Origin of the sequence: Sorangium sp. So ce302, from assembly GCF_051530145.1 — a bacterium.
Taxonomy (GTDB): domain Bacteria; phylum Myxococcota_A; class Polyangia; order Polyangiales; family Polyangiaceae; genus Sorangium; species Sorangium cellulosum_B.
In genome coordinates this window covers 382,230-409,054 of the sequence record NZ_CP150326.1, presented here as the reverse complement: position 1 = coordinate 409,054, position 26,825 = coordinate 382,230, and the positions used below count along the sequence as shown (strand labels likewise).

Annotated in this window: 14 protein-coding genes, 1 pseudogene and 1 CRISPR repeat array; of the genes and pseudogenes, 5 read left to right on the top strand and 10 right to left on the bottom strand. The window is 70.8% G+C overall.

The features are described from left to right. The first annotated feature begins 427 nt into the window (after nt 1–427). Nucleotides 428–2,311 (top strand): serine/threonine protein kinase, encoded by a 1,884-nt coding sequence (locus tag WME73_RS01570; protein WP_437914543.1) that lies wholly within the window; start codon nt 428–430, stop codon nt 2,309–2,311. A 10-nt stretch (nt 2,312–2,321) separates the two neighbouring features. Next, on the top strand, nt 2,322–3,398 hold the full coding sequence (locus WME73_RS01565; RefSeq protein ID WP_437914542.1) for a hypothetical protein: 1,077 nt from the start codon (nt 2,322–2,324) through the stop codon (nt 3,396–3,398). 82 nt (nt 3,399–3,480) lie between these two features. On the opposite strand, the gene WME73_RS01560 is transcribed toward WME73_RS01565, so the two are convergent. Together WME73_RS01560 and WME73_RS01555 are read right to left on the bottom strand one after the other, a co-directional pair. After that, nucleotides 3,481–4,776 carry a hypothetical protein gene (locus WME73_RS01560; RefSeq protein ID WP_437914541.1) on the bottom strand — a complete coding sequence of 432 codons (1,296 nt, stop codon included), beginning with the start codon at nt 4,774–4,776 and terminating at the stop codon, nt 3,481–3,483. Nucleotides 4,777–4,989: 213 nt separating this feature from the next. Further along, a complete protein-coding gene (locus tag WME73_RS01555) occupies nt 4,990–5,652 on the bottom strand; it encodes a transposase (protein ID WP_437914540.1) in 663 nt (220 codons plus the stop codon). A gap of 248 nt (nt 5,653–5,900) precedes the next feature. On the opposite strand from WME73_RS01555, the gene WME73_RS01550 reads away from it, so the two are divergent. Further along, nucleotides 5,901–7,451 (top strand): ATP-binding protein, encoded by a 1,551-nt coding sequence (locus WME73_RS01550; RefSeq protein WP_437914539.1) that lies wholly within the window; start codon nt 5,901–5,903, stop codon nt 7,449–7,451. A 54-nt stretch (nt 7,452–7,505) separates the two neighbouring features. Here WME73_RS01550 and WME73_RS01545 read toward each other — a convergent pair whose 3' ends face one another. From WME73_RS01545 to WME73_RS01535, 3 genes are all read right to left on the bottom strand, one after another. Further along, the gene (locus tag WME73_RS01545) at nt 7,506–8,600 is read right to left on the bottom strand and encodes a hypothetical protein (RefSeq protein WP_437914538.1); all 1,095 of its coding nucleotides are present in this window, start codon (nt 8,598–8,600) and stop codon (nt 7,506–7,508) included. Between the two features lie 234 nt (nt 8,601–8,834). Next, on the bottom strand, nt 8,835–9,929 hold the full coding sequence (locus tag WME73_RS01540) for a hypothetical protein (protein ID WP_437914537.1): 1,095 nt from the start codon (nt 9,927–9,929) through the stop codon (nt 8,835–8,837). Between the two features lie 17 nt (nt 9,930–9,946). Beyond that, nucleotides 9,947–11,452 carry an RNA polymerase sigma factor gene (locus tag WME73_RS01535; RefSeq protein ID WP_437914536.1) on the bottom strand — a complete coding sequence of 502 codons (1,506 nt, stop codon included), beginning with the start codon at nt 11,450–11,452 and terminating at the stop codon, nt 9,947–9,949. Nucleotides 11,453–11,847: 395 nt separating this feature from the next. Here WME73_RS01535 and WME73_RS01530 point away from each other — a divergent pair, with 395 nt between their 5' ends. Next, nucleotides 11,848–12,543: a DNA-binding protein gene (locus WME73_RS01530; RefSeq protein ID WP_437914535.1), complete on the top strand. Its 696-nt coding sequence runs from the start codon at nt 11,848–11,850 to the stop codon at nt 12,541–12,543. A gap of 80 nt (nt 12,544–12,623) precedes the next feature. Continuing rightward, a pseudogene (locus tag WME73_RS01525) lies at nt 12,624–13,013 on the top strand (Uma2 family endonuclease); the annotation flags it as partial. 153 nt (nt 13,014–13,166) lie between these two features. Here the strand turns inward: WME73_RS01525 and WME73_RS01520 are convergent. The 5 genes from WME73_RS01520 to cas2 all read right to left on the bottom strand — a co-directional run bounded on the left by WME73_RS01520 (nt 13,167) and on the right by cas2 (nt 26,782). Continuing rightward, nucleotides 13,167–13,748 (bottom strand): hypothetical protein, encoded by a 582-nt coding sequence (locus WME73_RS01520; protein WP_437917539.1) that lies wholly within the window; start codon nt 13,746–13,748, stop codon nt 13,167–13,169. Then, nucleotides 13,745–13,924 (bottom strand): hypothetical protein, encoded by a 180-nt coding sequence (locus tag WME73_RS01515; RefSeq protein ID WP_437914534.1) that lies wholly within the window; start codon nt 13,922–13,924, stop codon nt 13,745–13,747. Before WME73_RS01515 ends, WME73_RS01520 begins: the two co-directional genes overlap by 4 nt. Nucleotides 13,925–13,973: 49 nt before the next feature. Beyond that, complete coding sequence (locus tag WME73_RS01510; RefSeq protein WP_437914533.1) at nt 13,974–14,981, bottom strand: type VI secretion system Vgr family protein; 1,008 nt, start codon at nt 14,979–14,981, stop codon at nt 13,974–13,976. Nucleotides 14,982–15,340: 359 nt separating this feature from the next. Then, a complete protein-coding gene (locus tag WME73_RS01505) occupies nt 15,341–16,357 on the bottom strand; it encodes an SGNH/GDSL hydrolase family protein (protein WP_437914532.1) in 1,017 nt (338 codons plus the stop codon). 572 nt (nt 16,358–16,929) lie between these two features. Beyond that, nucleotides 16,930–25,029: a CRISPR direct-repeat array (repeat unit 36 nt; unit sequence GCTTCAATGGGGCCGCCGCCTTTCAGCGGCGGAGAG). Nucleotides 25,030–26,491: 1,462 nt separating this feature from the next. Further along, nucleotides 26,492–26,782 (bottom strand): CRISPR-associated endonuclease Cas2, encoded by a 291-nt coding sequence (gene cas2 / locus WME73_RS01500; protein ID WP_437297341.1) that lies wholly within the window; start codon nt 26,780–26,782, stop codon nt 26,492–26,494. Between the last annotated feature and the right edge of the window lie 43 nt (nt 26,783–26,825).

The window sequence follows — 26,825 nt, the reverse complement described above, 5'->3', positions numbered from 1 at the left end:
GCGCTGCGAGATCGTTTCGAGGACGATTCGGCCAGGGATCGACGGCGTGGCGGCGCGTGGGCGCGAGCGTGCGGCGGGCGAGCGCGTCGCGGCGCGAGCGCGTGACGGTGCGTGAACGCGAGCGCACCGCGGCGCGCGGACGCGATACCACGAGCGTCCGACGGCGATCGTGGCGCAACGCGACCGCACAGCGACGCGAGCGTATGACGGAGCGACCGCACAGCGACGCGAGCGTATGACGGAGCGACCGCACAGCGACGCGGCCTCGCGACGGCGCGAGCCGCGTGACGAGGCGACCGTGCGGCGGCACAAAAACAGCGTGCTGCGGCGCCGTTGGCGCCGTTCTGTCCGCCTCGCCACGCCGCGCCCCGACACCGGCGCCGCCCACGCTTGCCGTCCGAGGGCGAAGCGGTGATCATCGCCGGCAGTGTCGGGTTCGGAGACGAAACAGCCCTCGCTGCCCCCGGTCGAGCCGGGGACGGTGCTCGCCGGCAAGTACCGCGTGGAGCGGGTCATCGGCCAGGGCGGCATGGGTGTGGTCGTCGAGGCCCGCCACATCGTGCTCGACGAGCGGGTCGCCCTGAAGTTCCTGCTCCCCGCGTTCACCGAGCACCCGGAGGGGTCGGCCCGCTTCCTCCGCGAGGCGAAGGCCGGCATGAAGATCAAGAGCGAGCACGTCGCCCGTGTTTCGGACGTCGGCACGCTCGAGAACGGCGCTCCCTACATGGTCATGGAGTTCCTGATCGGGAGCGACCTGGCGCGCCTGCTCCGCGATCAAGGCGTGCTCGGCATCGAGGACGCGATCGATTACATCGCGCAGGGCAGCGAGGCGATCGTCGAGGCCCACGGGCTCGGCATCGTCCACCGCGATCTCAAGCCGGCGAACCTGTTCCTGACGGCGCGCGTCGACGGCTCGCCGCTCGTCAAGGTGCTCGACTTCGGCATCTCCAAGATGGCGACCGGCGCGGTCGACGTCCTGACGGGCACGGACGCGGCGCTGGGCTCGGCCCTGTACATGTCGCCGGAGCAGATGCGGCAGACGCGCTCGGTGGATCACCGGACGGACATCTATGCGCTCGGCGTCTCGCTCTACGAGCTGCTCGCCGGCAGGCAGCCGTACTTCGCGGAGACCCTGCCGCAGCTCTGCGCGGAGGTGCTGACAGGCACGCCGACGCCGCTGCGGGAGATCCGCCCCGACGTGCCCGCCGCGCTCGCGGCCGTGCTGGAGAAGGCGTACGCCCGCGAGCGCGAGCACCGGCATGCGTCGGTCGCCGAGCTCATCGTGTCGCTCGCGCCGTTCGCGCCCGCGCGCACGTACACGACCCTGGCCCGGATCGCGCGCATGGGCGGCCTGTCGCTGCACGCCGCGATCCCCGGCGGCCAGCGCGCGTCACAGCCGTCGTTCGCTGGGGTGGACTCGAGGATCCCTGGCCCGGCCGCTCGCGAGCCGTCGTGGCCGGGGCCCACCTCGCATCCCGCCTGGCAGCACGACACCGCGCAGCCGCGCCCGCCGACGCCGCTCCCCCACGGGACGCCGTTCTCGCAGGCGCCGTCGCCCGTCGCCCACGCCTCGACGCCTTACCCCCATCCATCGTCGCCGTTTTCGCACTCCCCGTCGCCGGGCAACGGCGCCTTCGGGCCTCGCCCTGCCGACGACGGCAGGCCGAGCCCGATCCCGCCGAACGGCTTCCCGGCGCCCACGCCGCAGCAGCACATCGTCCCCGGTCCGTACAGCGCGCCGATGAGCTCCCGCGCCGCCGCGACCTTCGCGTCGTCGACCCACCTCGGGATCTCGTCGGACGGGCGCCGGATCCCTGGGCTATCGGTCTCCCCTTCCGCGATCCTCGCGATCGCGCTGATCTCCGCGACCCTCCTCCTGGGGCTCATCGTCGGCAGCGTCTACGTGCTCCGCCGGGGCGGCGCCGACGGGACGGAGGGCACGGCGGCGGCGCCGACGGTCGCCGTGAGCGCGACGGAGACCGCCGCGCCTGCGCCGGCGCCGACCCCCGAGCAGCCCGCGCCTGGCGCCGGGACGACGACGGCGGACGGGCCGACGATCCGACCGACAGGAGCGGCAGCCGACGCAGCGACCACGGCTGACGCAGCGGCGGCGAGCGCCTCCGCAGCCGCGAGCGCCCCCGCGCCGAACGCCGCGGCGGCCGCGAGCTCCCCCGCGGCGTCGCCGAGGACGGCGCCCACCGCCGCCCGGGGCGGCTCGCCTGCGGGGCGCACCACGCCGGCCGCCCGCCCGTCGCAAGCCACGACGACGCAGCGCCCTCCGAAGGGCATCGACCTGAACGATCCGCACTGAGCCCACAGCCATGATCCCCTCGACAGTCCATGCCCCCCGCGCGCTCCGTCGCGCCCGCCTCGCCCTCGCCGCGGTCGTGCTCGGCTCGGCCGCCCTGTTCGCGCCCTCGGGCGCCGCCGCGCAGGGCGCGGGCGGCGATCCGACGCTCGCCCAGACGTTGTTCGAGGAGGGGCGCCGCCTGATGGAGGCGAAGTCGTACGCGCAGGCGTGCCCCAAGCTGGCCGAGAGCCAGCGCCTGCGGCCCGGCACGGGGACGCTGCTCAACCTGGCCCTGTGCAACGAGGGGCTCGGCAAGACGGCGACGGCGTGGGGGCAGTTCAAGGAGGCGCTCTTCGCCTCGAAGAAGGAGGGCAACGCCGCGCGGGAGGCGTTCGCGCAGGAGCACATCGACGCCCTGGAGCCGAGGCTCTCGAAGATCCAGCTCAACGCGGAGAACACGCCCGGCCTTCTGGTCCGCGTCGACGGCGGCGACATCCCCGCGGCCGCGCTCGGCACGCCGATCCCGATCGATCCCGGGGCGCACGAGGTCGAGGCGACGGCGAGCGGCTACACGGTCTGGTCGACGACCGTCCAGGTCGGCGAGAGCGCCGATCTGAAGGCGATCGCCATCCCGAAGCTCCTGCCGGTGGCGCCCACGAGCAAGCCCGCCGGGCCGCAGGCGCCGCCGGCCGGCGGCACCGTCGGCGGCCGCAGCGGCGGGCGCGGCCTGCAGACCGCGGGCTTCGTGATCGGGGGCGCCGGCGTGGCGGTGCTCGGCGTCGGCGCGGTGTTCGGCATCCTCGCCGCGGGGCAAGCGAGCGACGCGGAAAAGGACGAAGCGCTCTGTCCGGAGAAGCGGTGTACGCCGGAAGGTCGCAAGGAGATCAACGCGGCGGAGACCAAGGCGCTCGTGTCCACGATCGGCGTCGGCGTGGGCGTCGCCGCGCTCGCCGCGGGGGCGGTCCTCGTGCTGACCTCGGGCCCATCGAGGGCGGAGGGCGCGAGCGCCGCGGGGGCACGGCAGGGCTCGCCGGCGCGGGCGCACGCGCGCATCGTGCCGCTCCTCGGCCCGGAGGGCGGCGGGGTCGGGGTGCTGGGCGCGTTCTAGTTCCGCCCGCCAGGTTTCCTATCCGCGAACGTGGGCCTGCTGGTGGCGTGCGTCTGGAACCCCCGCCTCCCGAACAGCAGAGCTAGTAGAAGTCCGGGTGGACGCAGACGTCGACGTCGTTGCCCGGGAAGCCGAACTGCTGGCCGACGTTCTCCTTGCACTTCAGGTTGCCGCGGCATGTCGCGTGATTGCTGGGATTGCAATCGCCGTCCCCGAGCGCGCACGGCTCATCCACCGTGCACCTGCCCGAGACGGGATCCTTGCTGTCGTTGTAGGCCTTGGTGCCCGGCATTCGCGGCAGATCGCACACGTCGACCCAGTTGGGCTCGCCGATGGCGAACCCGACGTCCGGGCGGCAGACCAGGTCATCCCGGCAGTCGTCGTGCGTGTCGCAGTCCCCCTCGTAGAGCTGGCAGCCGCCGACCGAGGCGCAGTACCCGCTCGTGCTGCTCGACTGGCGGGTACCAGGCTCGACGCACAGGTCGTAGCTGGCGGGCAGGCCCGCGAGGTCGCCGATGTTCTGGCCACAGACGAGCCCGGCCTTGCAATCGGCGTCGGAGTCGCAGTCGCCCTCTCCGGCGCCGCACTTGCACTGGGGGGTGCAGAAGGCGGCGTCGGGCTCGCTCGTGTCGAACGGCCCGCATGCCATCGCGTTCAGGAGCCACTCGCCGAAGCTGGACGTGTGGATCGCATGGCCGCTCCCTAGGTGAATTCCCTCGAGGGTGCTTCCGTTGTTCGGGTCTGCGCTGTACCAGATGGGGCCGCCGGAGTCGCCCGGTTCAGACGTGATGCCGTCCACCAGGATCCGAGATTCGTACGTCGGGTCCGGCGAGACGTGCCCGGTGTCCCTCGAGAACGTCCAGGTCCCGTTCATCCTCGCGCTCTCCTGGAACACGTCCCTGTTCGCTCGGAGCATCTCGAAGCTCACGTCAGCGATCAAGGGCGAGGGGCTCGCGAGGCGAGCGAACACGATGTCGACCGAACCGTAGTTGTTGACGGTGCCGAGGTTCGATTCGGCAAGCGGATGCCAGTAGAGCTTGTCGACGTTCGAGGGGAAGCCGTTGTTGGTGACCACCGAGTAGAGGGTCGGATCCGTATCCACGACGCAATGGCTGGCCGTAATGGCCCAGCCTGTATCGATCGTGGGGCCGACGGAGTCCGGGATGACCACCGCGGAGCAGATGGTGGTTCCGTTCAGCCTCCAGCGAGCGACGAGGTTGGACAGCTGCCCGGCGAAGCCGCTGGTCAGGGGGGACTCGGACGTGAGCAGCTCCTCCGTGCCCAGCGCGCCGGGGCCTTCGAGCTCCCCGGTCTCGGAGGCACAGCCAGCGAGCGCCGCCGCGAGCATGGCGAACCAGAGCCTATCGATCTTCATCATTCTCAGTACCTCGCCGTCGTCCCCCGACGGGACTGACCCGGATGGATGACCACACGCCTTCTCCTCTGCATACGGCCGGAGCGCCTCGCCGTCGGAGCCATGGCACCGCGAGCCGCGGAGCGAACACCACCTCTTCTGTGCGTGGATGAGTCGTCGAGATGGCGTCGCCCTTCCGAGAGCGCTGGAACGCAAGGCAACGTACGTACCAGGCGCCTACATCTGCTTTTCCGCCAGCCCATGGCGCCCGGGGAGAGACCTCGCGGGCCGCCGCCGCGGTGTCAGCCGGCTCAGATGGCAGAGGAGCCACGAGATGTCACGGCGCACCGGGGCGATGTCACGTGACATGTCATGGCGCACCGGGGCGATGTCACGTGACATGTCATGGCGCACCGGGGCTCCGCCCGACCGGGATCGAGGTCCTGCGCCTCGGCGACGGGCATCGATCCCCACGGCGTAGTCGAGCCCGAGCAGCCGCACAGTCTCCCGGAACTCATGGGCGTTGCCGTAGAAAGAGTCGGCGAGCACGATGTCGCCGGGGATCCCCTCGCGCACGGCGCGCTCGATCATGCCGAGCGCGAAGTCGATCTTGCTCTTGTACTGCACGGCCGCAGGAATGCGGGCCTCGCGCCGTCGCGCCGGCTCCTCGGCCCAGCTCCGAGGTAGGTACAATTCGAAGTCGGCAGGCTCGGGCAGCGAGCGGCTCGATGCTCTTGCGCTCCGCCTCGCCGAGCAGCCCCATCGCGTAGATCGCGAACGACTCGCGCCGCAGCGGATGGGCCAGGATGGGCCCGATATCCGAGAAGTAGGCGTCCAGCCGCCGCTGAGCGGCAGCGTCCATCGTGTACTCCACGGTACTTCAGGCTGCGTCGCGCCCATCGGGCGGCACGCTCCGGTCCGCAGAAAGGCTCCCGCTTTCCGGGAGATTCCTGAGGCAGCTTCGGCTCATCCCGCCCGGTCGTGACACAGTGGTGCTAGCGCCGGGGCGCGGCAGACGCCGATCGGCCGGGGCCTTATGCGCCGGCGGGCCGAGGGCGGAGACGTCGCGCCCGGTGACGGTCACTTACGCGCCAATCAGGGGGTGTCCTCACGTGACATCCGCGCCGGCGAGCGCTCGCTTTGTGGCGATGGATGACGCCGGCCCCCTAGCAAAGACCTCCGCTGCCTCCCGGCTCCGCAGCTGCAAGCGCGACGTGCTCGATCGCTGGACGCGCCGGGTGCTCGACGATCCCAGGGCGCCGGCGCCGCGGCGGGGCGAGCGCCCGGTGCTCGTCGACGCGGCGCCGGCGCTGCTCGAGCACCTCATCGAGGCGCTCGCGGCGAGCCGGCTCGTCGGCGAGGACGCGGCGCTCCGCGGCGCGTACGAGCGGGTCGAGGACCACGCGCGCCGCTGCGTCACGCGGGGCCGCTGCATCGAGGCGGCGCTGCGGGAGCTATCGCACCTCCGGGCTGCGCTGCTCGAGGAGTGCGTCGCCCAGGGCATCGCGCTCGGGGCGGGGGAAGCGCAGGTCCTCCACGCGGTGGTGGACGCGAGCATGTGGACGAGCGCCCTCGAGATCGAGCGGGCGACGCGCGCCGCGCTCGAGGACAGCGGCGCGCGCCTGCGGCTCGCGACGCAGGCCGGCGGCGTCGGCGTCTGGGATTACGACACGGTGATCGGCAAGCTGCGCTGGGACGACCGCTGCCGGGAGGTGTGCGGGCTGGAGCCGGCGTCGGACGTCGATTACGAGCTCTTCCTTTCGGCGATCCACCCGGACGATCGCGCGCGCGTGCAGGAGGCCGTGCTGCGCTCACAGGCCCCGGAGAGCGGCGGCGAGTACAGCATCGAGTACCGCCTCGTGGGGATCCGCGACGGGATCGAGCGCTGGGTCTGCGTGCAGGGGCGCACCTTCTTCGACGCGACCGGGCGCAGCGTCCGGATGATCGGCACGGCGATCGACATCTCCGATCGCAAGCGGGCGGAGGCTGCGCGGCTGGACGATCTCGCGTTTCGCGATCGATTCCTGGCCGCGCTCAGCCATTACCTGCGCACGCCGCTCACGGCGGTCACGCTGGCGTCGAGCACGCTGGTGCGCCACGGCAACCTGACGCCGCGCCAGGCGACGAGCGTCGAGGGGATCGCGGCGAGCGCGCGCCGCATGGCGCGGACGATCGACGACCTGCTCGATCTGACCCGGAGCTGCTTCGGCGACAGCATCCCGATCGCGCGGAGGCCGGGGAACCTCCATGTCCTCTGCAAGGGGGCGATCGACGAGCTCCGGGCGACGCGCGCGGGGGTGCCGATCCGGCTCGATCTGCGGGGGAGCGGCGCGGGGCTGTGGGATCCCGAGCGGATCGCCCAGATGGTGACGAACCTCGTGCAGAACGCGGTCGACCACGCCGAGCCCGGGAGCGCCGTGCGGGTGGCGATCCGGCCGCGCGGGGGCGACGTGCTGATCGAGGTGCACAACGAGGGGCCGGAGATCGCGCCGGAGCGGCTGGCGACGCTGTTCGAGCCGTGGCAGCAGGCGTCGCCCGCGGAGGGGCGAGCGAGCGCGGGGCGCGGGCTGGGGCTCGGGCTGTTCATCGCGCATCAGATCGCGCGGGCGCACGGCGGGGCGATCGAGGTGGCGAGCCAGGCGGAGCGGGGGACGACGTTCACGGCGCGGCTGCCGCGGAGGGCGGGGACGAGGGGCTGAGGGGCGGCGCGGACGCGATGTGCCCTTGCGAGAGGACTTCCGGGAAGGAGCCAGTCAGGCCGTGCAGCAGAAGGTGGATGGCGCGCTCGCCTGCAGTTCGCCCACGGGCTCGCCACCGTGCGGCGCGCACGCGCCCGGCTCGACATCCGCGATCACGGCCGACTTGCTTCCCAGGCCGACGCCGGGAGGCGTCACGACGCAGAACGGGACGCTAGAGCTGACGAGGCTCGACGCGAGCAGGTCCGTGCAGGCGGCGTCGCGGAACACGGACGCCATGAGGGTGCACGAGGCGCCGGTCGGATCGCCGCAGCCGCACGGGGTGCACTCGCGGCCGTCGATCACGTCCTCGAAGAAGACGTGCCTGACGGCGTACCCCTCCGGACAGCCGGCGTCGCCGCCCTCGTGGTAGACGCACGTCAGGAAGCCCGACGGCGCGGCTGGCACGCATGTCGTCGCGTCCTTGCACGCGGTGTATGCGCCGGCGAGACACGCCCTGGCCCGCGTCGCCCACGGATCGAGCCTGGGGACAGGCGGCGGGGCGTCGAGGCGCGGCGCGCACGCGCCGATCGTGACCGAGGGCGCCGCGATCGTGAGCGACTGCACGCAGGGCTCGCCGTCGCAGAGCTGATCTTCGGGGATCGGGTTCGCCGCGGTGCACGCGCCGTCCCAGCCGTCGGGCGCGGCGAACGAGGTCATCACGGTGCCCGGCTCATCGCCGGGGCACGAGGCGGACGAGGATGCCGCCCAGCCAGTGGGGAGCGCGCACGAGGCCTCGGGCGGATCGCACGCGCAGATCGCGCAGTCCATCGGCGGCTGCTGGAGATCGGCGAAGCCTTCGTAGCCGAGCGTGGGCGCGTCGGCGGGGCAGTCGGGGACGGCCTCGGCCGGGCCGAACCAGAGCAGCGCCGGGCCGAACCAGCCGAGCGGCGCAGGCGGGGTGCACTGGCCAGAGCACAGCGAGCTGTGCATGTCGCCGCCGGCGCCGCCCTGACCGCCGGCGCCGCCCTGACCGCCGGCGCTGGCCTCACCGCCGGCCACGCCTTGGCCACCGGCGCCGCCCTGGCCGCCGTCCGCTCCGGCGTCGCGCAATACGCCGCAACCGGACAGATTGTGCTCGATCTCTTCGGGCAGACAGGGACCCGTGATCACAATCGGCTCTTGTTCACAACCAATGCACAACAGCAGGCCTGAGAGAGCCAAGTAAAACTTGCGCATCGCTGTGAACCTACCTGACCGCGGGCCTACGGCGCAAGAGGCCCATTCACGATGCTGCACCATCAGCCCCAGCGCATTCACGGATCCGAGCATTTTTCTCATCACCACTTGGCTATTCACGCATTTACGGCGCCGTTTCCGTTTCCGTTCGTTTTGTTACCGGATCGCTCAAAAACTCGCGTGTACACCTAGCCCGAACGCCACAGAGGCGTTCGGTGCGCTCCACAGGGCGCGCTCAGATCCAGGAGCACCTGGATGACGATCGATCGCCGTGTCGATCAGGCTCTGTACGACGTCGGTGTATCCGCTCGCCGAGAAGCTCTCGGAGAAGGGCCAGTCGATGCCGATTCGTGCACCAAGCCCAGCGCGAAGATTCAGCCGCGACGCTCCACCCAAGGGGACGTCGGGAGAAGCACGAAGCCTCCCGAACTCCGAGAGACCGCAGGCGAAAAGAATCTGCCGATGATGGCATAGCGCAGCGTTCGTCGTCAGAAGAGACACCGCCATGGGAACCTTGTCGATTGTCTTCGGCAGCGAAGCGAGCGCACGGACCTCCAGCGCGACCGACCACGCTGGCCAGCGTGCCCCGACGGACAGCGCCGGCCCAGCGGCGAGACCGGGCGTCATCCCGAGGCCCGTCACCGCACCCAGGCCGGCCACCCAGCGGAAGCGCTCCCCCGCAACCGGCGGCGCGCTGCTCCGGGGCGCCGCGCGCGGGGGTGATGGCGCAGGGGCCGGCTTCGGCGGGCAGGGCCGGTCCGGCGAGCAGGGCTCCTCGGGCGGCGCGGGCGGCGAAGCCGGTTTCGCTGGCGCGGCCGGTGGTGCGGGGAGCTCGGAGGCGTCGTCGAGCAGCAAGGCGATCGACACGGCCATGGCGGTGACGAGCACCTTGCAGTCGTCGCGCGCGCTGAACCCGTCGGCCCAGCGTCCATGACCGTCGCCATCGCGGAGGAACAGCGATGCCGCGAGCTTGCCGTGCCGGCGCTCGATGGACGCCGTCATCGTGAACGGAGCCTCCGCATCATAGGGGTCGACCCCTCCCATCGCCCGGGCCGTCTCTGCGCGCAGGAACGGCTCGTCCGGGCAATCCTCGGCGCCTGGCCCGCGGATGAACTCGATCCGCACCCGGAGCGGCGTGGCCGTGGGCTCGGCCCGGACCGGTGCGGCCCCGACGCCCGAGATCGCGGCCGCGGCCATCGAGGCGAGCGCTGCGTGGGCCGCCCGCTTCATGCTCGTGCTCTCGTCGTGCGATGTCCGACGCACGTGCCTCGTCCGTGCGGTCACGGAAGCTTCTGCCCCGCCGCGCCGCCGGCCGGCGTCGCCTGCGCCGCCGCCGCCTTCGTTCGCAGGCGCTCGCGCATCAGCTTGAGCTGCCCCTCGGGGAACCGTCGCTCGTGGGCGGCGATGCGCTCCAGCGCGGTCGCCCTGTCGCTCCGCAGCAGCGCCAGCCTGGCGGCGTCGAGCAGCTGCAGCTCGTCGGCGAGCAGCTCTCGATCCTGGTCGGAGGGAGCGCGCTGCTCCGGCGCGGCGCGCTTGCGCTGGCGGAAGACACTTGCCCGCTCGGGCGTGGGCGCGCGCGGGCGTGGAGCTTCCTTCTCTGAGATCGCGTCGGAGCGCGCCGCATCGGAGCGCGGCCTTTCACCGGGACCCGTCTCCGGTCGCACATCGGGGTGGACGGCACGCGAGAGGAGGAGCGGTGTCGCGATCGGGCCCAGGTGGCGGGCCCAGAGGGCCGGCGCTGGCGCGAGCGCGGCGAACAACGCGGCGCCACCGACGCCTGCCGTCGCCAACGCCAGCGCCGGGCGGATGAACCGGGCGAGCAGGCGTCCGAGGCGAGCGGCGCGCCCGGGTCGATCTGCGAGGTCCTGGGGTCCGAGATCGCTCGGGAGCTCGGGACGGGTCGCGGGCGCGTTCGTCTCGACGGCGGCGGATGCGCCGGAGTGGACGGCCGGCGACGCGACGGCGGAGCGCGAGGAGGCGAGGGAGAAGAGCGGGACCATGAGCAGGCCCGACCGGAGCGCGCGCTGCTCCTCGGAGCGCAGGCGCTTCACGGCGGCGCGGAAGTCTTCACGCGCCAGGCGCAGCCGACTCGAAGCGGTGTTCTCGTTGAGCTCGAGGGAGCGCGCGATCTCGCGCACCGGGATCTCGACCATGTCGGCCATGATCAGGATGGCGCGCCGTTCGGGCGCGATCGTCGCCAGCAGGCGGGTCGCGATCGCGATCCGCTGGTTCGTGGCGATGCGCTGCTCGCTGCTCGGCGCGACGTCGGCGCCCTCGAAGTACGCCTCGTCCGCGAGGCCCACCGGCACCTCGAGGCGTCGGTAGGTGCGCTCCAGATGGCGCCGGACCTTTCGCCAGGCGATCCCGAAGAGCCAGCTGGACTCGGCTCGCCAGCGCGGGCCGAGGCCGTGCGGGCGCGATGGCCGAGAGGGATCGCGCGGCGCCGGCCGAGGGAGCGACGCCGGGTCGTCCTGCTCCCGCTGCTCCTGGGCGGTGTCCGCGGCGGCGCCTGGCACGGCGGACACGAAGTCGTGGAGAAGCGGCGAGGCGGCCGGCGGCAGTGAGGCAGAGCCGCGCGCGGCGGGATAGGCGGGGTTGTACCGGGGGAGGCTGGTGTAGGCACCCAGGAGGACCTCCTGGGACAGGTCGTCGATGTCGTCCTCGGCGACGCCGAGGTAGCGGAGCATCCCCGGGAGGACGTGAACGGCGGTGGCGTGCATGGACGTCCAGGTGCTGTGCTGGACCAGGTCGGCGGAAGGAGGCGGGAGGGGAGAGAGAGGGCTCATGCTTAGAATTGCGGGGGATTCTTGGGATCGTCACAGAATCGACGGGGGCTGGTGCCAAGAAGCGAGGCGGAACCGGATACCGAGCCCCGTTTGTAGGAGGGTCTGAGCCCGGGGCACGCGCCTGCGCGCCTGATCCCTGGCTGATCCGGAGGGCGTCGCCCCGCGGCACCGGCGTGCTCCTGAGCGGCGCTTTGAGTAGGGACGAGAACGTCGCTCGGGATCGCCGCCGGCGCGTTCCACGTCGTGGTTCACGAGGATCCGCGTTGAGGACAGGCGAGACGGAACACGCGGTTCTGCGGATCGCGTGATGGCGACGAAGCGATGGCCTGGAGACGACATCCAGCGCTCCGGAGCCATGCCTTGTCCGCGGGGGGCAGCACGGCTAGGGACGGGGAATGCGCACGACCCTTTCGACTCGCAGCATCGTCTCGATCGCCCTCGCCACCAGCGTCCTCGCGACGATGGCCTGCAGCTCTGACGAAGAGTCGCCTGCCGCGTTGGGCGAAGAGGTCGCGGTCGCCATCTCCGAAGCCCGCGGCCTGGCCGAAGGCTCCACGGCGACGGTCGACGGCGTAGTGACCGTGGCGCCCGGCACATTCACCTCGGCGACCGGCGAGCAGGGCTTCGCCCTGCAGGACAGCACCGGGGGCATCTACGTGAGCCTGCCCGAGGCGCTCGATGTCGGCCTCGGCACCAGGGTGCGCGTCACGGGGAAGCTCGGGCAGACGGCCCAGCAGACGGTGCTCAACGCCGAGGCGGCCTCCGTCACGGAGCTCGATGGGACCGGCTCCGTGGAACCGAAGGACGTGATGACCGGCGAGGTCAGAGAGCCCGTCGAGGGCCTGCTGGTGCGCGTCAGCGGCAGCGTGACCAAGGCCGTGGAGGACGACCAGCCCTACGGCTTCAAGGTATACATCGACGACGGCTCGGGCGAGATCCAGGTCTTCGTGCATATCGTGGACGGGCAACCTGTCATCGACACGGCGTCGCTCGCGATCGATCAGGACATCACGGTGACCGGCCTCGCCGCGCAATACGAGACGACCTACGAGGTCGCGCCGCGCTCGACAGGAGACCTCGTGGCGCAATGAGCGAGCCGGCCGGCGCGCCGACCCGACCCTGCGCCTTGCCGCCTTGCCCCGCTGTGCGCCCCCGGGCAGACCTGGCCCCTATGGGCCAAGCCGCCGAGAAACAGCGCCGCGCCACGTACGCCGACCTCGAAGCCGTTCCGTCGCACCAGGTGGCAGAGCTCGTCAGCGGCACCCTGCACGTGTTCCCCCGGCCGGCACCGCGACATGCACGGGCGTCGTCCAGGCTGGGCATCGAGCTGGGCGGACCGTTCGACCTGGGCGACGGAGGGCCCGGCGGCTGGCACATCATCGACGAGCCCGAGCTGCGCTTCCCCGACCCGGGCGCGCCGGGCGAGCTCGACGCGCTCGTGCCCGATCTCGCCGGCTGGCGCCGCGAACGCATGCCCGAGATGCCCGACGCGGCGTACTTCGCGCTCGCCCCGGACTGGATCTGCGAGGTGCTTTCCCCTTCGACGGAGGGCGTCGACCGCGGATGGTTGTACTCCTGGCCGAGGCGACACAGGGTGTTGCGAATCCCCTGTCCGGTCCCCTTCATTGGCCCGGTGGCGGTGCCTGGCTCCGCGTCGAGGGCAGATCAGCCGCCAAGCGCACCGAGGGCGCCAAGAAGAGAACCCATCTCGGGATCAGCGCTTCTTGCTGGGCTCGCGCGCCGGATCGAGCTCCTGGAAGGGCAGCGCGGGCCGGGGGACGAACCGGCTCATCTCGGCGGTCCCGTGGAGGTTCCGCAGCGCGCCGGGCGCCGGCTCCGCGGGCGGAGCGGGCCACGGCGCGCTCGCGGCCTCCCGGGGCGCGCTCGCGGCCTCGTCGCGCAGGTACGACGGCCGCTCCGCCGCGCGCTCGCCCTCGAACGCGCGCGCGCCGTCGATGTCCCCCTGCTGGGCCACGGGCTCGCCGAGTGACTCGATGCGCGGCGGGAACTCGCGAAGTCGCCGCTCCTGGGTCGCGAGGGCCTTCGCAAAGCGCGTCAGGATCTCCGGCTCGTCGCGGGCGAGCGCGCTGCTCATCGCCGTGCCCCAGCCGCGCGTCGCCGCATCCCAGCGCGCCGGCTGGATGCCGAGCCGGAGCAGCACCTCGGTCGCGCGCGCCGCGGGGAAGTGGCGGCGATAGGCCATCACCTCCGCGTAGCGCTCGATCGTGAGCCCCTCGATCTGCGGTTCGCGCTGGTGCGCGCGCCCTGCCTGCCGCGCTCGCTCTGCCGCGCTCATCTCGGCTCCTTGGTCGCGGCGCCGCGCGCCTTGCGCTTCGCCAGCCGCTGCTCGCGCTCCTTCACCCATTTCGGGGTGTGGAGCGCGGGGTTCTTCAGCCACCCGCACGCCTCGCGATCGCCTCGATCGCACCCGAGCTGCGCGGTCTCGCGCGCCTTCTTCGGGTCCCTGGGCACGCCCCAGCCCTTGTCGTGGAGCAGGGCGTAATCGAGGCGGCTCGGACTGCTATCGCCAGCGCAGGCCTCGCGGAGACGCTCGCCCGTTGAGCGCGGCGACGTCGTGGCCCTCCAGCGAGAACCTGTGCCCCGGCGCGAGCCGCCGGCACCACGAGGCGCCCTCGCCGAGATCCGCGCGGGCCCGGGTCTGCTCCAGCACGATCTGCGCCCGCTCGGCGCCGGCGTCGATCCGCTCGTCGTGATCGCGGTGATCGTACGTCATGCGCGCCCGGATCGCCTCCCCTCGGGTCCCGCCGAGATCGAGCGCCGGCCGCGCGAAGTCGAAGCCCTTCACCCGCGCGCCGCGCGGCGCCTTCGCCTGCCTCCGCACGAACCGCGTCACGTGCCGCTCCTCGGGAGCGAGCGCGGCGGCGCCGGTCGCCTGGCGGTAGGCGAGCGTGGGATCGCCGGCGATCTGCGCATAAGCCCCGGGGGAATCGGCGAAGACGATCACCTCGGGCGCCGCCGGATCGCCGCCCTCGGGCGGCTCGAACCAGAAGAAGACGCCGTCCTCCGCGCAGAGCCTGGTGATGAAGGCGAGATCGCTCTCCTGGTGCTGGACGCAGTAGACGCGCGGGGGCCGGGGCGCGGGGAGGGAGAAGCGGTGGGGCAGCCCTGCCTCGGTGAGCACCGCGCCGAGGACGCCCGAGAGGGGTTGTTCCTGGAAGATCCGGCTCTGCCGCCCCTCGCCGAGGAGGGCGAGCCGCGGCTCGATGCGCACGCGGACGACGGCGCGCCCGTCGCCGTCGGCGCCCTCGACGCTCACCCGGGTGACGACGCCGGTCACCGCGCGCGCCTCGGTCGCCGAGGTGGGCATGCGCAGGGACGCGGGCCGCTCCATCAGCGTCGCGGCGAGGGTCGCCTCATCAATCGCCCCGGCGTCGAGCCGCGCGGTGACATCGAAGGAGAAGCAGCGTGAGAGCCTCTCGATGACTCGAAAGCGCACGACCTCCAGATCGGGTGTCCCGGGCGCGTCGAGGAGGAGCTGGAAGAGGGCCGAGGGCGAGGGCGCCTGCACGGGAGCGGATGGTCGGCGGCCGGCTGAGCGGCGTCAACGCCGGTGGAGCGTCCGCGCGCGCCCTCGATCGCCGCGGCGTGGTGATCTGGGCCGCCGGCTGCAGGACCCGCTACGACTGCAAGACGCTGTTCTCGACGGTGGTCCTCTTCATCGCCGTGCAGCGCGACGACCTGGGCGAGCCCCCGCCGCCGTGCCGACATTCACCGAGCGTTCCTCCTGCTCGCCGTATGCCTGCTCTGCCTCCACCATATCCCGACGGGCTTTTGTTAGGCGCTCTAAGATTACCTACCCCCTGGTCGAGCCTGCACATGCCGCGCCGGGCGTCAGGCTCCGCGCGCCTCCCTTGAGCGACCGCGCCGTCAGAGCAGAGGCTGCAACGCTGCGTACCACTGCCCGCCCAGCAGCACGTAGCCCTGGAGGTTGGGGTGCCACTGATCTTCGAGCAACGTGGTCTTGTTCGGATTGAAGGGCGTGTACATGTCGACGGAGATGATGTGTCGGCCTGCGTCCGCCCGGGCCTTCACCACCGCCGGAATGGCGTCGTCGTAGGTCTTGATGCGCGCGCTGAGCGCTGTGTCGTCGCCCTTGCTCGCGTCGCCGCGCGACGGGACGGGCGCGGCCACCACGATGAGAACATTGGGGAGCTGCGCGTAGATGCTGTCAATCAACGCGCCCAAACGTTTGGGGGCGTTGGGCATGTCGTAATTGTCGATTGCGTCGTTGGTTCCAATCATCAAGAGCACGATGTCGGGCTTGTATTGCGGCATGACGGTCGACACGAGCGTCGAGATGCCGCTCCTTCCGCCGGCGGGGGCGATCGTCCAGCCGCTGTGGCCCTCGTGGTTGTGCGGGAACGCCACGCCGCCAACGGTGTTCGGTCCGTTCGATCCCGAACCGACGAACGTGATGTTCTTGCCCGCCGCGTGCGCGAGCCGGAACAGCTCGACGCGATAGCCGCCCGGCGTGTCCCCGTTGTATCCGTCGGTGATAGAGTCGCCGAACGGCATGATCTTGCACGCCGTACCGTCGGTCGGGCAGGGCCGATAGGTCGAGCCCGCGCTGCCGCCGGCGCCACCCTGCGCGCCCGAGTCGCCGCCGCTACCGCCGGCCGCCGCGCCGCCGCCATCCCCGCCACCGCCCGTTCCCGCGAGCGATCCACCGGTGCCCGCCGCAGAGGTCGTTCCGCCGGTGCCCGCGGCAGCGCCGTCCGTGCCGCCGCCGTCGCTCGTTCCGCCTGCGCCGCCGCCGGGGCCCGCTTCGCCCGCTCCGCCGGGGCCCGCTTCGCCCGCTCCGCCGGCGCCCGCGCTGCCGCCGCTGCAGCCGAGAGCGATGACGACGAGCCCGGCCACGACCGGCCAAGATGTGAGCGGCTTCATGCCGGAGGATGGTAACGCCGAAGGCTACGGCGTTGTCAACTGAAACGACGGCAGTCGGAATCGACGATCGGGCAGCCTATGGCAATCTCACGGCGCGACGACGGTCGCCCATCCGGTGCCCGGCATCGAGAACTGCAGCTTCGCTCTCCCAGCGGACGCATTAGAGATCACCTACCTGATGCGGGCCGTGCGTCTTGCGGGGCACGTTGGTCAGGAGGAAGCAGTGTAACCGTTCACGGGCTGGATCGCATTCCTGACCAACCTCGGGCGCGTGCGAGTGCCAGCAACGGTTGTCTTCATATGCTCGCTCAGTCTTGCAAGCACGCGAATTGTCGCATTGATTGAGTCGATCCGTGAACGATTACGAAGCAGTAGCCCTTGGGCGTGGGGACGCCAACGAGGCGAGGAGGCTAGGACGAGCCGGCCGGATCACGAAAAGCAGAACCGCGCGGGCCACCAACGCGGGCTCGCGCTCGGGGATGCGCGGGGCACGAGAAGGCCCAAGAACGAGGGCGCCGCTCGCATGGTGTCGGTGATCGTCGCGTCACGGGCCGCGGCGGGCGGAGGGGGAGGCTTCAATGGGGCCGCCGCCTTTCAGCGGCGGAGAGGAACGTCGCGAGCCTCGCCGCGTTCACGGTCGCCGGGCTTCAATGGGGCCGCCGCCTTTCAGCGGCGGAGAGGGCGCCGCGTGCGGACATCGATGCTCGCGCGGCCGTGGAGGCGCCTCAATGGGGCCGCCGCCTTTCAGCGGCGGAGAGTTTCGCGAGCGTCGCTTGGTACGAGAACCCGGCCTGGCTTCAATGGGGCCGCCGCCTTTCAGCGGCGGAGAGCTTCCCACCGCGAGATCTCATTGACCGCCTCCTCCAGCTTCAATGGGGCCGCCGCCTTTCAGCGGCGGAGAGCGCCTCATCTGGTAGCGCAGCGACGAGCACCCCGAGCTTCAATGGGGCCGCCGCCTTTCAGCGGCGGAGAGCTGCACGCGAGCCGCATCGGTGAACTCATACCCCCGCCCGCTTCAATGGGGCCGCCGCCTTTCAGCGGCGGAGAGCGGGCGCCGCCTGCGCCTGCCTCCACACCGTTCTCTGAGCTTCAATGGGGCCGCCGCCTTTCAGCGGCGGAGAGCAGCTGAGCGACGGCGACGGACGGAGCCGTGGAGCTTGCTTCAATGGGGCCGCCGCCTTTCAGCGGCGGAGAGCTGGAAACCGGCGACGAGTTCACCAGCTCCACAACCGCTTCAATGGGGCCGCCACCTTTCAGCGGCGGAGAGCGGGGTGGAGCAGCATATTCCGGTAGAGGAGATCCTGCTTCAATGGGGCCACCGCCTTTCAGCGGCGGAGAGCGCTCGCCCTATGCGACGGAGCGGGACCGATGAATCGCTTCAATGGGGCCGCCGCCTTTCAGGGGCGGAGAGAGCTCGTAGACCTGGTTCGCCACGCCCGCGGAGCAGGCGCCGCTTCAATGGGGCCGCCGCCTTTCAGCGGCGGAGAGTCAGCGTGGTGTTCAACGCGAAGGACCCCGCGAGCGGGCTTCAATGGGGCCGCCGCCTTTCAGCGGCGGAGAGTGGCGATAACCCCGATTACCTGGCGCGGCACCACGGCGGCTTCAATGGGGCCGCCGCCTTTCAGCGGCGGAGAGCGCCCTGTACGTGCGACTTCACGGCGGCGAGAGAGGCGTTGCTTCAATGGGGTCGCCGCCTTTCAGCGGCGGAGAGCACGTTGCGCGCGTGGGTGATCGAAAAGGTCTACAAGGCTTCAATGGGGCCGCCGCCTTTCAGCGGCGGAGAGACCGTGAGCTCGAGCGTCGTAACCCCTGACGTACCATGCTTCAATGGGGCCGCCGCCTTTCAGCGGCGGAGAGGCGACGTCGAGCGGACAGAGGACGACGCCCCACCCCGACGCGCTTCAATGGGGCCGCCGCCTTTCAGCGGCGGAGAGACCGTCGCCAAGAAAAGTCGCCGATGAAGCCTGCCGCGCTTCAATGGGGCCGCCGCCTTTCAGCGGCGGAGAGGACCGACGAGGACCTTGCGACGGCCGGCGTCACCATCGCTTCAATGGGGCCGCCGCCTTTCAGCGGCGGAGAGCGCGCGATCGGGCACTTCGGCGCCCTGGACCACGCCTAGCTTCAATGGGGCCGCCGCCTTTCAGCGGCGGAGAGACCTCTTTGCCGCGCTGCACCCTGAGCGGAGGATATAGCTTCAATGGGGCCGCCGCCTTTCAGCGGCGGAGAGCGCTTCAAGCTCCCGGAGAGGGGATCTACCTGGTCTCGCTTCAATGGGGCCGCCGCCTTTCAGCGGCGGAGAGCCTCGACCTCCACCTCGAGCGGAGTGCCCGGCGCGTCAGGCTTCAATGGGGCCGCCGCCTTTCAGCGGCGGAGAGATGACGTCTCGTGATCTTGCTCAGGTGGATCGACTTCCGGCTTCAATGGGGCCGCCGCCTTTCAGCGGCGGAGAGTCATGGTGACGGCGGCGAGGAACGATACCGCCGCCTGGCTTCAATGGGGCCGCCGCCTTTCAGCGGCGGAGAGCTGCAGCTGCGGATCGGCTCGAACGTCAAGCAGGCCCTGCTTCAATGGGGCCGCCGCCTTTCAGCGGCGGAGAGCCCAACGCGTCACCACCGACCGCAACCGAGACAATTTCGCTTCAATGGGGCCGCCGCCTTTCAGCGGCGGAGAGGACGCTGAGCCCCGAGGCGTTGCTGGCGGACGACGAATCGCTTCAATGGGGCCGCCGCCTTTCAGCGGCGGAGAGGGTGCTGGACGTGCTCTCGCCCGGGGGCGACGCCGTCGGGATTCAATGGGGCCGCCGCCTTTCAGCGGCGGAGAGATCGCGCATCGCGGCGAATTCGCTGGACAGCACGTCGCGCTTCAATGGGGCCGCCGCCTTTCAGCGGCGGAGAGGCTGAGCTCTGGCGACCCCTACGAGGTTGCCGCCGAAATGCTTCAATGGGGCCGCCGCCTTTCAGCGGCGGAGAGAATCCGCTCCAACTCCGGAATGTCCGGCCTCGCCCAGCTTCAATGGGGCCGCCGCCTTTCAGCGGCGGAGAGCGGCAAGTTCCTGCCGGACGAGCTTCGCCGTTTCCTTGCTTCAATGGGGCCGCCGCCTTTCAGCGGCGGAGAGTCGATCCTGCGCGCGGCGCTGGCGGAGGCCGGGTGGTGCTTCAATGGGGCCGCCGCCTTTCAGCGGCGGAGAGTGGATCGTCAACGGCCTCTTGCACACCAACGAAGATGGGCTTCAATGGGGCCGCCGCCTTTCAGCGGCGGAGAGTCGAGATCGCCGGATCCGAGGATACGAACAACAGGCTTGCTTCAATGGGGCCGCCGCCTTTCAGCGGCGGAGAGCCAGCGTCTTACCCATTCGGCCTGGAGGCACCGCGTTGCTTCAATGGGGCCGCCGCCTTTCAGCGGCGGAGAGCGCAGAGGCAGAATGACGACATGAGCCACGCTTACGGGGCTTCAATGGGGCCGCCGCCTTTCAGCGGCGGAGAGTGGGGTCGCGTCTTGCACATATGAAAGATACAGCAGCTTCAATGGGGCCGCCGCCTTTCAGCGGCGGAGAGAAGCGCCTGCGCCATCACCTCGGCCTCCGGCCCCTCGCTTCAATGGGGCCGCCGCCTTTCAGCGGCGGAGAGCCAAAAGCGCCGACGACTCGCAACGCGCCAAGCCAGCTTCAATGGGGCCGCCGCCTTTCAGCGGCGGAGAGTCGGACAGCGGCGGATGTTGTGCCCCTCGCCGTCGGCTTCAATGGGGCCGCCGCCTTTCAGCGGCGGAGAGTAACGGCGACGGGCTCCAGGCGAAGCTTGCCACACACGCTTCAATGGGGCCGCCGCCTTTCAGCGGCGGAGAGCGTGTTCCCCGGCCACGTCGGCACGATCTACCAGGCGTCGCTTCAATGGGGCCGCCGCCTTTCAGCGGCGGAGAGTTGGCGATCCCGCGCTGACGGTCATCGCGGACTTCCTGCTTCAATGGGGCCGCCGCCTTTCAGCGGCGGAGAGTCCCCTCGCGCGGGTCGGCCGGCAGGGCGCCCCGCATGCTTCAATGGGGCCGCCGCCTTTCAGCGGCGGAGAGGGCATGGGCGCGCTCAGCGTGGCCAGCCTCCGCGCTGCTTCAATGGGGCCGCCGCCTTTCAGCGGCGGAGAGTCCGAGTATCGCGTGTGCGAGCTGCTCGACGCCGAGCTTCAATGGGGCCGCCGCCTTTCAGCGGCGGAGAGCCGGGAACGAAAAGGGAACGGTCGGGAACGACGACAGAGCTTCAATGGGGCCGCCGCCTTTCAGCGGCGGAGAGAGGCGCTCCCCGTCAGGGTCCGCCGGGTGCCGGTCGCTTCAATGGGGCCGCCGCCTTTCAGCGGCGGAGAGACGAATCAGAGAGCGCTACTTCGCCGACCAGCAGCGCCAGCTTCAATGGGGCCGCCGCCTTTCAGCGGCGGAGAGGCAGGCTTCAAGGCGCTTCGCGCGCGCTGGGCCGAGCTTCAATGGGGCCGCCGCCTTTCAGCGGCGGAGAGGTGCGAGCACGCGGTGGCGTTCGCCACGACGCTGCCGCTTCAATGGGGCCGCCGCCTTTCAGCGGCGGAGAGCGCAAGTTCGTCATGCCCGGCGCCGACCCGTTCGTCATTGCTTCAATGGGGCCGCCGCCTTTCAGCGGCGGAGAGAATATTAATGCTCTCGCCGTAGATGCTCATGACGTCTTGCTTCAATGGGGCCGCCGCCTTTCAGCGGCGGAGAGCGAGCTAGCGCCGTTTACCACAACGGCCACCGCATGCGGCTTCAATGGGGCCGCCGCCTTTCAGCGGCGGAGAGACGAGGTGCCCCGGGAGTTCCTCATGCTCGACGAGCGGCTTCAATGGGGCCGCCGCCTTTCAGCGGCGGAGAGTTCGCCTCGCTCGATGTGCCTCGCCTCGGCAGCTGCAAGCTTCAATGGGGCCGCCGCCTTTCAGCGGCGGAGAGACATCCACCTCGGCAAACGCCCGCCGGTCAGTGACTCGCTTCAATGGGGCCGCCGCCTTTCAGCGGCGGAGAGCGGCGACAGCCTCCGGGCCTGGGCCGGTGAGCCGACGCGCTTCAATGGGGCCGCCGCCTTTCAGCGGCGGAGAGTTCGGGGCTCCGCCCCTACCCGCCGGGCTCTGCCCGGCTTCAATGGGGCCGCCGCCTTTCAGCGGCGGAGAGAGGTTCGCCGCCGCCTCGTTCGTGCACTCGACGCCATCGCTTCAATGGGGCCGCCGCCTTTCAGCGGCGGAGAGCAAGAGATGTTTTCATACCTCAAGTTTCCCGGCATCGAGCTTCAATGGGGCCGCCGCCTTTCAGCGGCGGAGAGTGCCCGCCGACCCCGCTCCACGGCGAGGACTCGACCCAGCTTCAATGGGGCCGCCGCCTTTCAGCGGCGGAGAGTAGCGCTCGGGACCGCTCTCCGCACTCACACGGGTTCCTGCTTCAATGGGGCCGCCGCCTTTCAGCGGCGGAGAGGGCAAGGCGGACAACCCCCGTAAAAGAGCGGGAGTTGCGGCTTCAATGGGGCCGCCGCCTTTCAGCGGCGGAGAGATGCGGCGCTGCGAGGCGTGAAGGTGGGCGGGTTGTGGCTTCAATGGGGCCGCCGCCTTTCAGCGGCGGAGAGCGTGCCCGCCGTGAAGTGCGTCGTCATGGCCCGGCCGACGCTTCAATGGGGCCGCCGCCTTTCAGCGGCGGAGAGACGGGCTGGAGGAGCGGGCGGACGCGCTGCTGCGCCTGGTGCTTCAATGGGGCCGCCGCCTTTCAGCGGCGGAGAGTACGACGGTCGCGACGTCGAGCGCCGCGAACAGCGTGCTTCAATGGGGCCGCCGCCTTTCAGCGGCGGAGAGAGGTGGCGCTGCCGACGGCGACGCGTGAGGCGGTGCAGCTTCAATGGGGCCGCCGCCTTTCAGCGGCGGAGAGAGAGCTCCGGAGGCCGACGCTGCGACCCGTGGTGACCCGTGCTTCAATGGGGCCGCCGCCTTTCAGCGGCGGAGAGGAACGCGATGGGCTGCCCCTTCTCCTGCAGCCTCTCGGCTTCAATGGGGCCGCCGCCTTTCAGCGGCGGAGAGTTCTGGAGAAGGCACAGCCGGATGAACCTGCTGATTGCTTCAATGGGGCCGCCGCCTTTCAGCGGCGGAGAGATGGTCCCCGTCCCCGGCGTCGCGGTGTTTGTGAGCTTCAATGGGGCCGCCGCCTTTCAGCGGCGGAGAGACCGCCTCCGCGAGATCGGCCGTCGCGGTGCCCGCCCGGCTTCAATGGGGCCGCCGCCTTTCAGCGGCGGAGAGTTCCCAGCCCCGCGCGCGGCACCGCTGAACGCGTCCTTGCTTCAATGGGGCCGCCGCCTTTCAGCGGCGGAGAGAGGAGACACTCTCCGGCGCGATCAAGCAGTGGATCGTGCTTCAATGGGGCCGCCGCCTTTCAGCGGCGGAGAGATCGCGACAGGTATGGACAGACGCCGCAACACTCACGGCTTCAATGGGGCCGCCGCCTTTCAGCGGCGGAGAGATCGCCCCGCGCTCGGTCGGATCGTTGCCCAGCAGGCTTCAATGGGGCCGCCGCCTTTCAGCGGCGGAGAGCCGGCGAGGCACCCGGCGGAGATCGCGCGGCGGGCGGCAAGGGCTTCAATGGGGCCGCCGCCTTTCAGCGGCGGAGAGGGAGGCTCCACGACGTTGCGGCGCCTTCGATCAACGCTTCAATGGGGCCGCCGCCTTTCAGCGGCGGAGAGGAGCTGTGGATGCGACGAGTTCGGGTACTGCTACGACGCTTCAATGGGGCCGCCGCCTTTCAGCGGCGGAGAGGTGGTGCCGATCCTTTTTCGATAAAGGATGAGTTCCGGGCTTCAATGGGGCCGCCGCCTTTCAGCGGCGGAGAGGGACGATGCGGTCGAGCGGCGCATCGAGGCGATGTTGCTTCAATGGGGCCGCCGCCTTTCAGCGGCGGAGAGCTCGCCGGCCCCGGCCGCGCCAAGCGCGCGCACGACAGGCTTCAATGGGGCCGCCGCCTTTCAGCGGCGGAGAGTGGATCGCGCCCGCGTCGCGTTGGTCAAGGCGAACATCGCTTCAATGGGGCCGCCGCATTTCAGCGGCGGAGAGAGGTGCGGCGGGAGTTCGGTGAGAGGGCGCTGGGCGCGCTTCAATGGGGCCGCCGCCTTTCAGCGGCGGAGAGCACCGGCGCCCGATGGCGGGGCCGGTCAGTTCTTCGCTTCAATGGGGCCGCCGCCTTTCAGCGGCGGAGAGCAGGCCCTTGAGCCCGATCGTGCGCACCTTCGCGTCGCTTCAATGGGGCCGCCGCCTTTCAGCGGCGGAGAGCGTCCCAGTCGCGCTCGAGCGACCTCGCGAAGGAGTCGCTTCAATGGGGCCGCCGCCTTTCAGCGGCGGAGAGCAGATCGCCATCATGGCGATGATCTTCATGCTGTGAGCGCTTCAATGGGGCCGCCGCCTTTCAGCGGCGGAGAGTTCCGCAGTGACGGACCATACTCCGGCGAGAGGTTTCGGCTTCAATGGGGCCGCCGCCTTTCAGCGGCGGAGAGGCCGCAACGCGACGTCGAATCGCTTTGCCACGAAGAGCTTCAATGGGGCCGCCGCCTTTCAGCGGCGGAGAGGTCCGCTCCGATCGCCACGCCGAGCGCGAACCCGACGCTTCAATGGGGCCGCCGCCTTTCAGCGGCGGAGAGCTCGTTCGCCCCGTCGACCCTGTGGACGCCGCTCATGCTTCAATGGGGCCGCCGCCTTTCAGCGGCGGAGAGCCCGAGCACAGCGCCACGCGCCGCGAGGACGACGCGCCGCTTCAATGGGGCCGCCGCCTTTCAGCGGCGGAGAGTAAAGCAACGGACAGACGCCTGCGAAGTCAGCTTTCCGAGCTTCAATGGGGCCGCCGCCTTTCAGCGGCGGAGAGCTGACACATCCGCGCCCAGATCGATAAGCCTCTGTAGGCTTCAATGGGGCCGCCGCCTTTCAGCGGCGGAGAGCCGAGGCTTGGGCCCCCTCCCGAGGGTCCCTCGCTCAGCTTCAATGGGGCCGCCGCCTTTCAGCGGCGGAGAGGAGAAGATCAGCACCTATATCCTCGCCCGGAAGGCCGCGCTTCAATGGGGCCGCCGCCTTTCAGCGGCGGAGAGGACTGCCGGTTGGGAGCCGCGCGAATACAACTCATCGCTTCAATGGGGCCGCCGCCTTTCAGCGGCGGAGAGTTCGCGTCTGTCCCGTTGGGCAGATACGTGGCGTTCGGGCTTCAATGGGGCCGCCGCCTTTCAGCGGCGGAGAGTACAGCAAGGCCGTCGGGGAGCTGCGGGGTCTTGTGCTTCAATGGGGCCGCCGCCTTTCAGCGGCGGAGAGGACGGTGCTCCCTTCGCGGCCAGCCGACCTGTCGGCCGGCTTCAATGGGGCCGCCGCCTTTCAGCGGCGGAGAGTTGGGGATGACCAGGTGCACGCGAGGCGGCCCGCTGCTTCAATGGGGCCGCCGCCTTTCAGCGGCGGAGAGAGCGTCCCCGTCGTAATCACGTCCTCGGCTCATGCTGCTTCAATGGGGCCGCCGCCTTTCAGCGGCGGAGAGGCGCATCAGCATCCTTCGGGAGGACGTGCACATTATAGCTTCAATGGGGCCGCCGCCTTTCAGCGGCGGAGAGCAAAACAGGGCAGACCACGAAGGACATCCAACATGAAGCTTCAATGGGGCCGCCGCCTTTCAGCGGCGGAGAGCGGCCTCCCAGGCGTACCTGGCATTTCGCGTACTTGCAAGCCGGTTTGCGAGAGGTTCCCGTTCGCCCCCCCTTCCCCGGCTGCCGGGGGCCCTCCGGAGGCACCCCTCCCTCTCGAAAACCATCGTCATTTCAAACACCTACCGGCGTTGCGAGCGCCTCCCGGGATTTTCGCGTCACTCCACCGCTCGCAGCGGGCCCGTCGCCTCGCTTCTACCACACTCCCGCCTCGCGGTGCCCAGCCCTTCCGTCGTCGCGCGTAGCGGTGTCTCTCCAGCCCGGCCTCGTCCGCTCACCCACCGTCGGTCGGCGTCGCGACGCGGAGCTCGGACGGCTCGGGCCCTCGACGGTGCGCCGACCGCGCTCGACCCACCGCCGCCATCTTCCCCACCATCCGCCGCCGTCGCTCACCGTGATTCCCCCCGCGGGATCCGTTCCTCACGAAACGGCGCACGCGCACGGGACCGGCGCTCCTTCCTTCTCCTTCCTCCTGCAGCTGTCACGATACCGGGGGACCCCCCCACCGCCCCGCCGACGCCCGCGCGGCGCGTGCGTCCTGCGGGCCGGCGTGTTCTGGCGCCAGGACCGCGGTAACCGCCGTCGGTCGCTGCGCCGGACAGGTCATCCTTCTCCCCGAGGCGGCCTGCGCGACCGAGCTCGCCCGCGTTCCCAGACGGTCCCAGTCCCCCGGGCGAGCGAGCTCGTACCCGCGCCGCGGAGATGGGTGCCCGCCATCTTTTGTGGAGGCACGTCCACCGCGGAGATGGATCCACTCGTCTTTTTGTGGAGGCACGTCCACCGCGGAGATGGATCCACTCGTCTTTTTGTGGAGGCACGTCCACCGCGGAGATGGATCCACTCGTCTTTTTGTGAAGGCACGTCCAGGCGCGAGATGGGTCCAACCATCTCCCGCCTGGACGTGCCGGATCACCCGGACGGGTTCACAGCGTGCCGGCCGCCCCGGCCGGGGGCGCCGGGACGGCTTCGGGCTTCGCGGCAGGGCCGTTCGACCGGACCTCGCGCGGTCGTCGACCCTCTCGACGTGGGGCACCAGCAGGATCCATCGACGCAACGCCGCTCTGCCGCGGCACGAAGCGCCGCCGGCAGCAGCGGCCTGTCAGGCGAGGACCGAAGGCTCCGCCGCGAGCTCGGCTTCCGCCGCGCCAGCTCCTCCAAGGCCGCCGCCCCCGGCGACGCCGACGACGAGGAGACCGACGACGACAGCGACGTCGCCGAGTCGCAGGCCGAGACCGGCGCGTTCCTCACCGGCGCCCCCGTCGCGAAGGCAAAGCGCAAGAGCGCAAGGCGCGCTGAACGGCGCGGCGCGGCCCCCCCGCCAGATGGCGACACTCCCGGCCAATGGATCAACCCGCATTTCCCGCACCCGTCAGGTCGCCCCCTGCGAGCGCCGCAGGCCACACGCCGCAGGCTCGACCATCCCCCTCCCCCGCCGGCGCAGCGCCTCACACCACCACGGCCACCCGCTCCGACGGGACGTACGCCCTCCCGAGCGACGCGATGGCGCTCAGCCCGCGCCCGTTCGCCGGACCGATGTCGATGATCAGCACCTGGTCCACCCTCGGATCGATGATCTGCCCGAGATCGCGCCGCAGCTCCACCAGCTCCCTCCGGCTCAGCTCGCACTGCCACACCGAGAGCTGCAGCCAGTCGCCGTACCCCCGCATCGCCTTGAAGATCTTGCGCAGCCGCTTCGGATCGCAGACGTCGTAACTCACGATGTAGCTCTGCCTCACCCCGGCCTCCTTCGCTCGCTCTCTCCCGCGCTCCCTCGGCCCG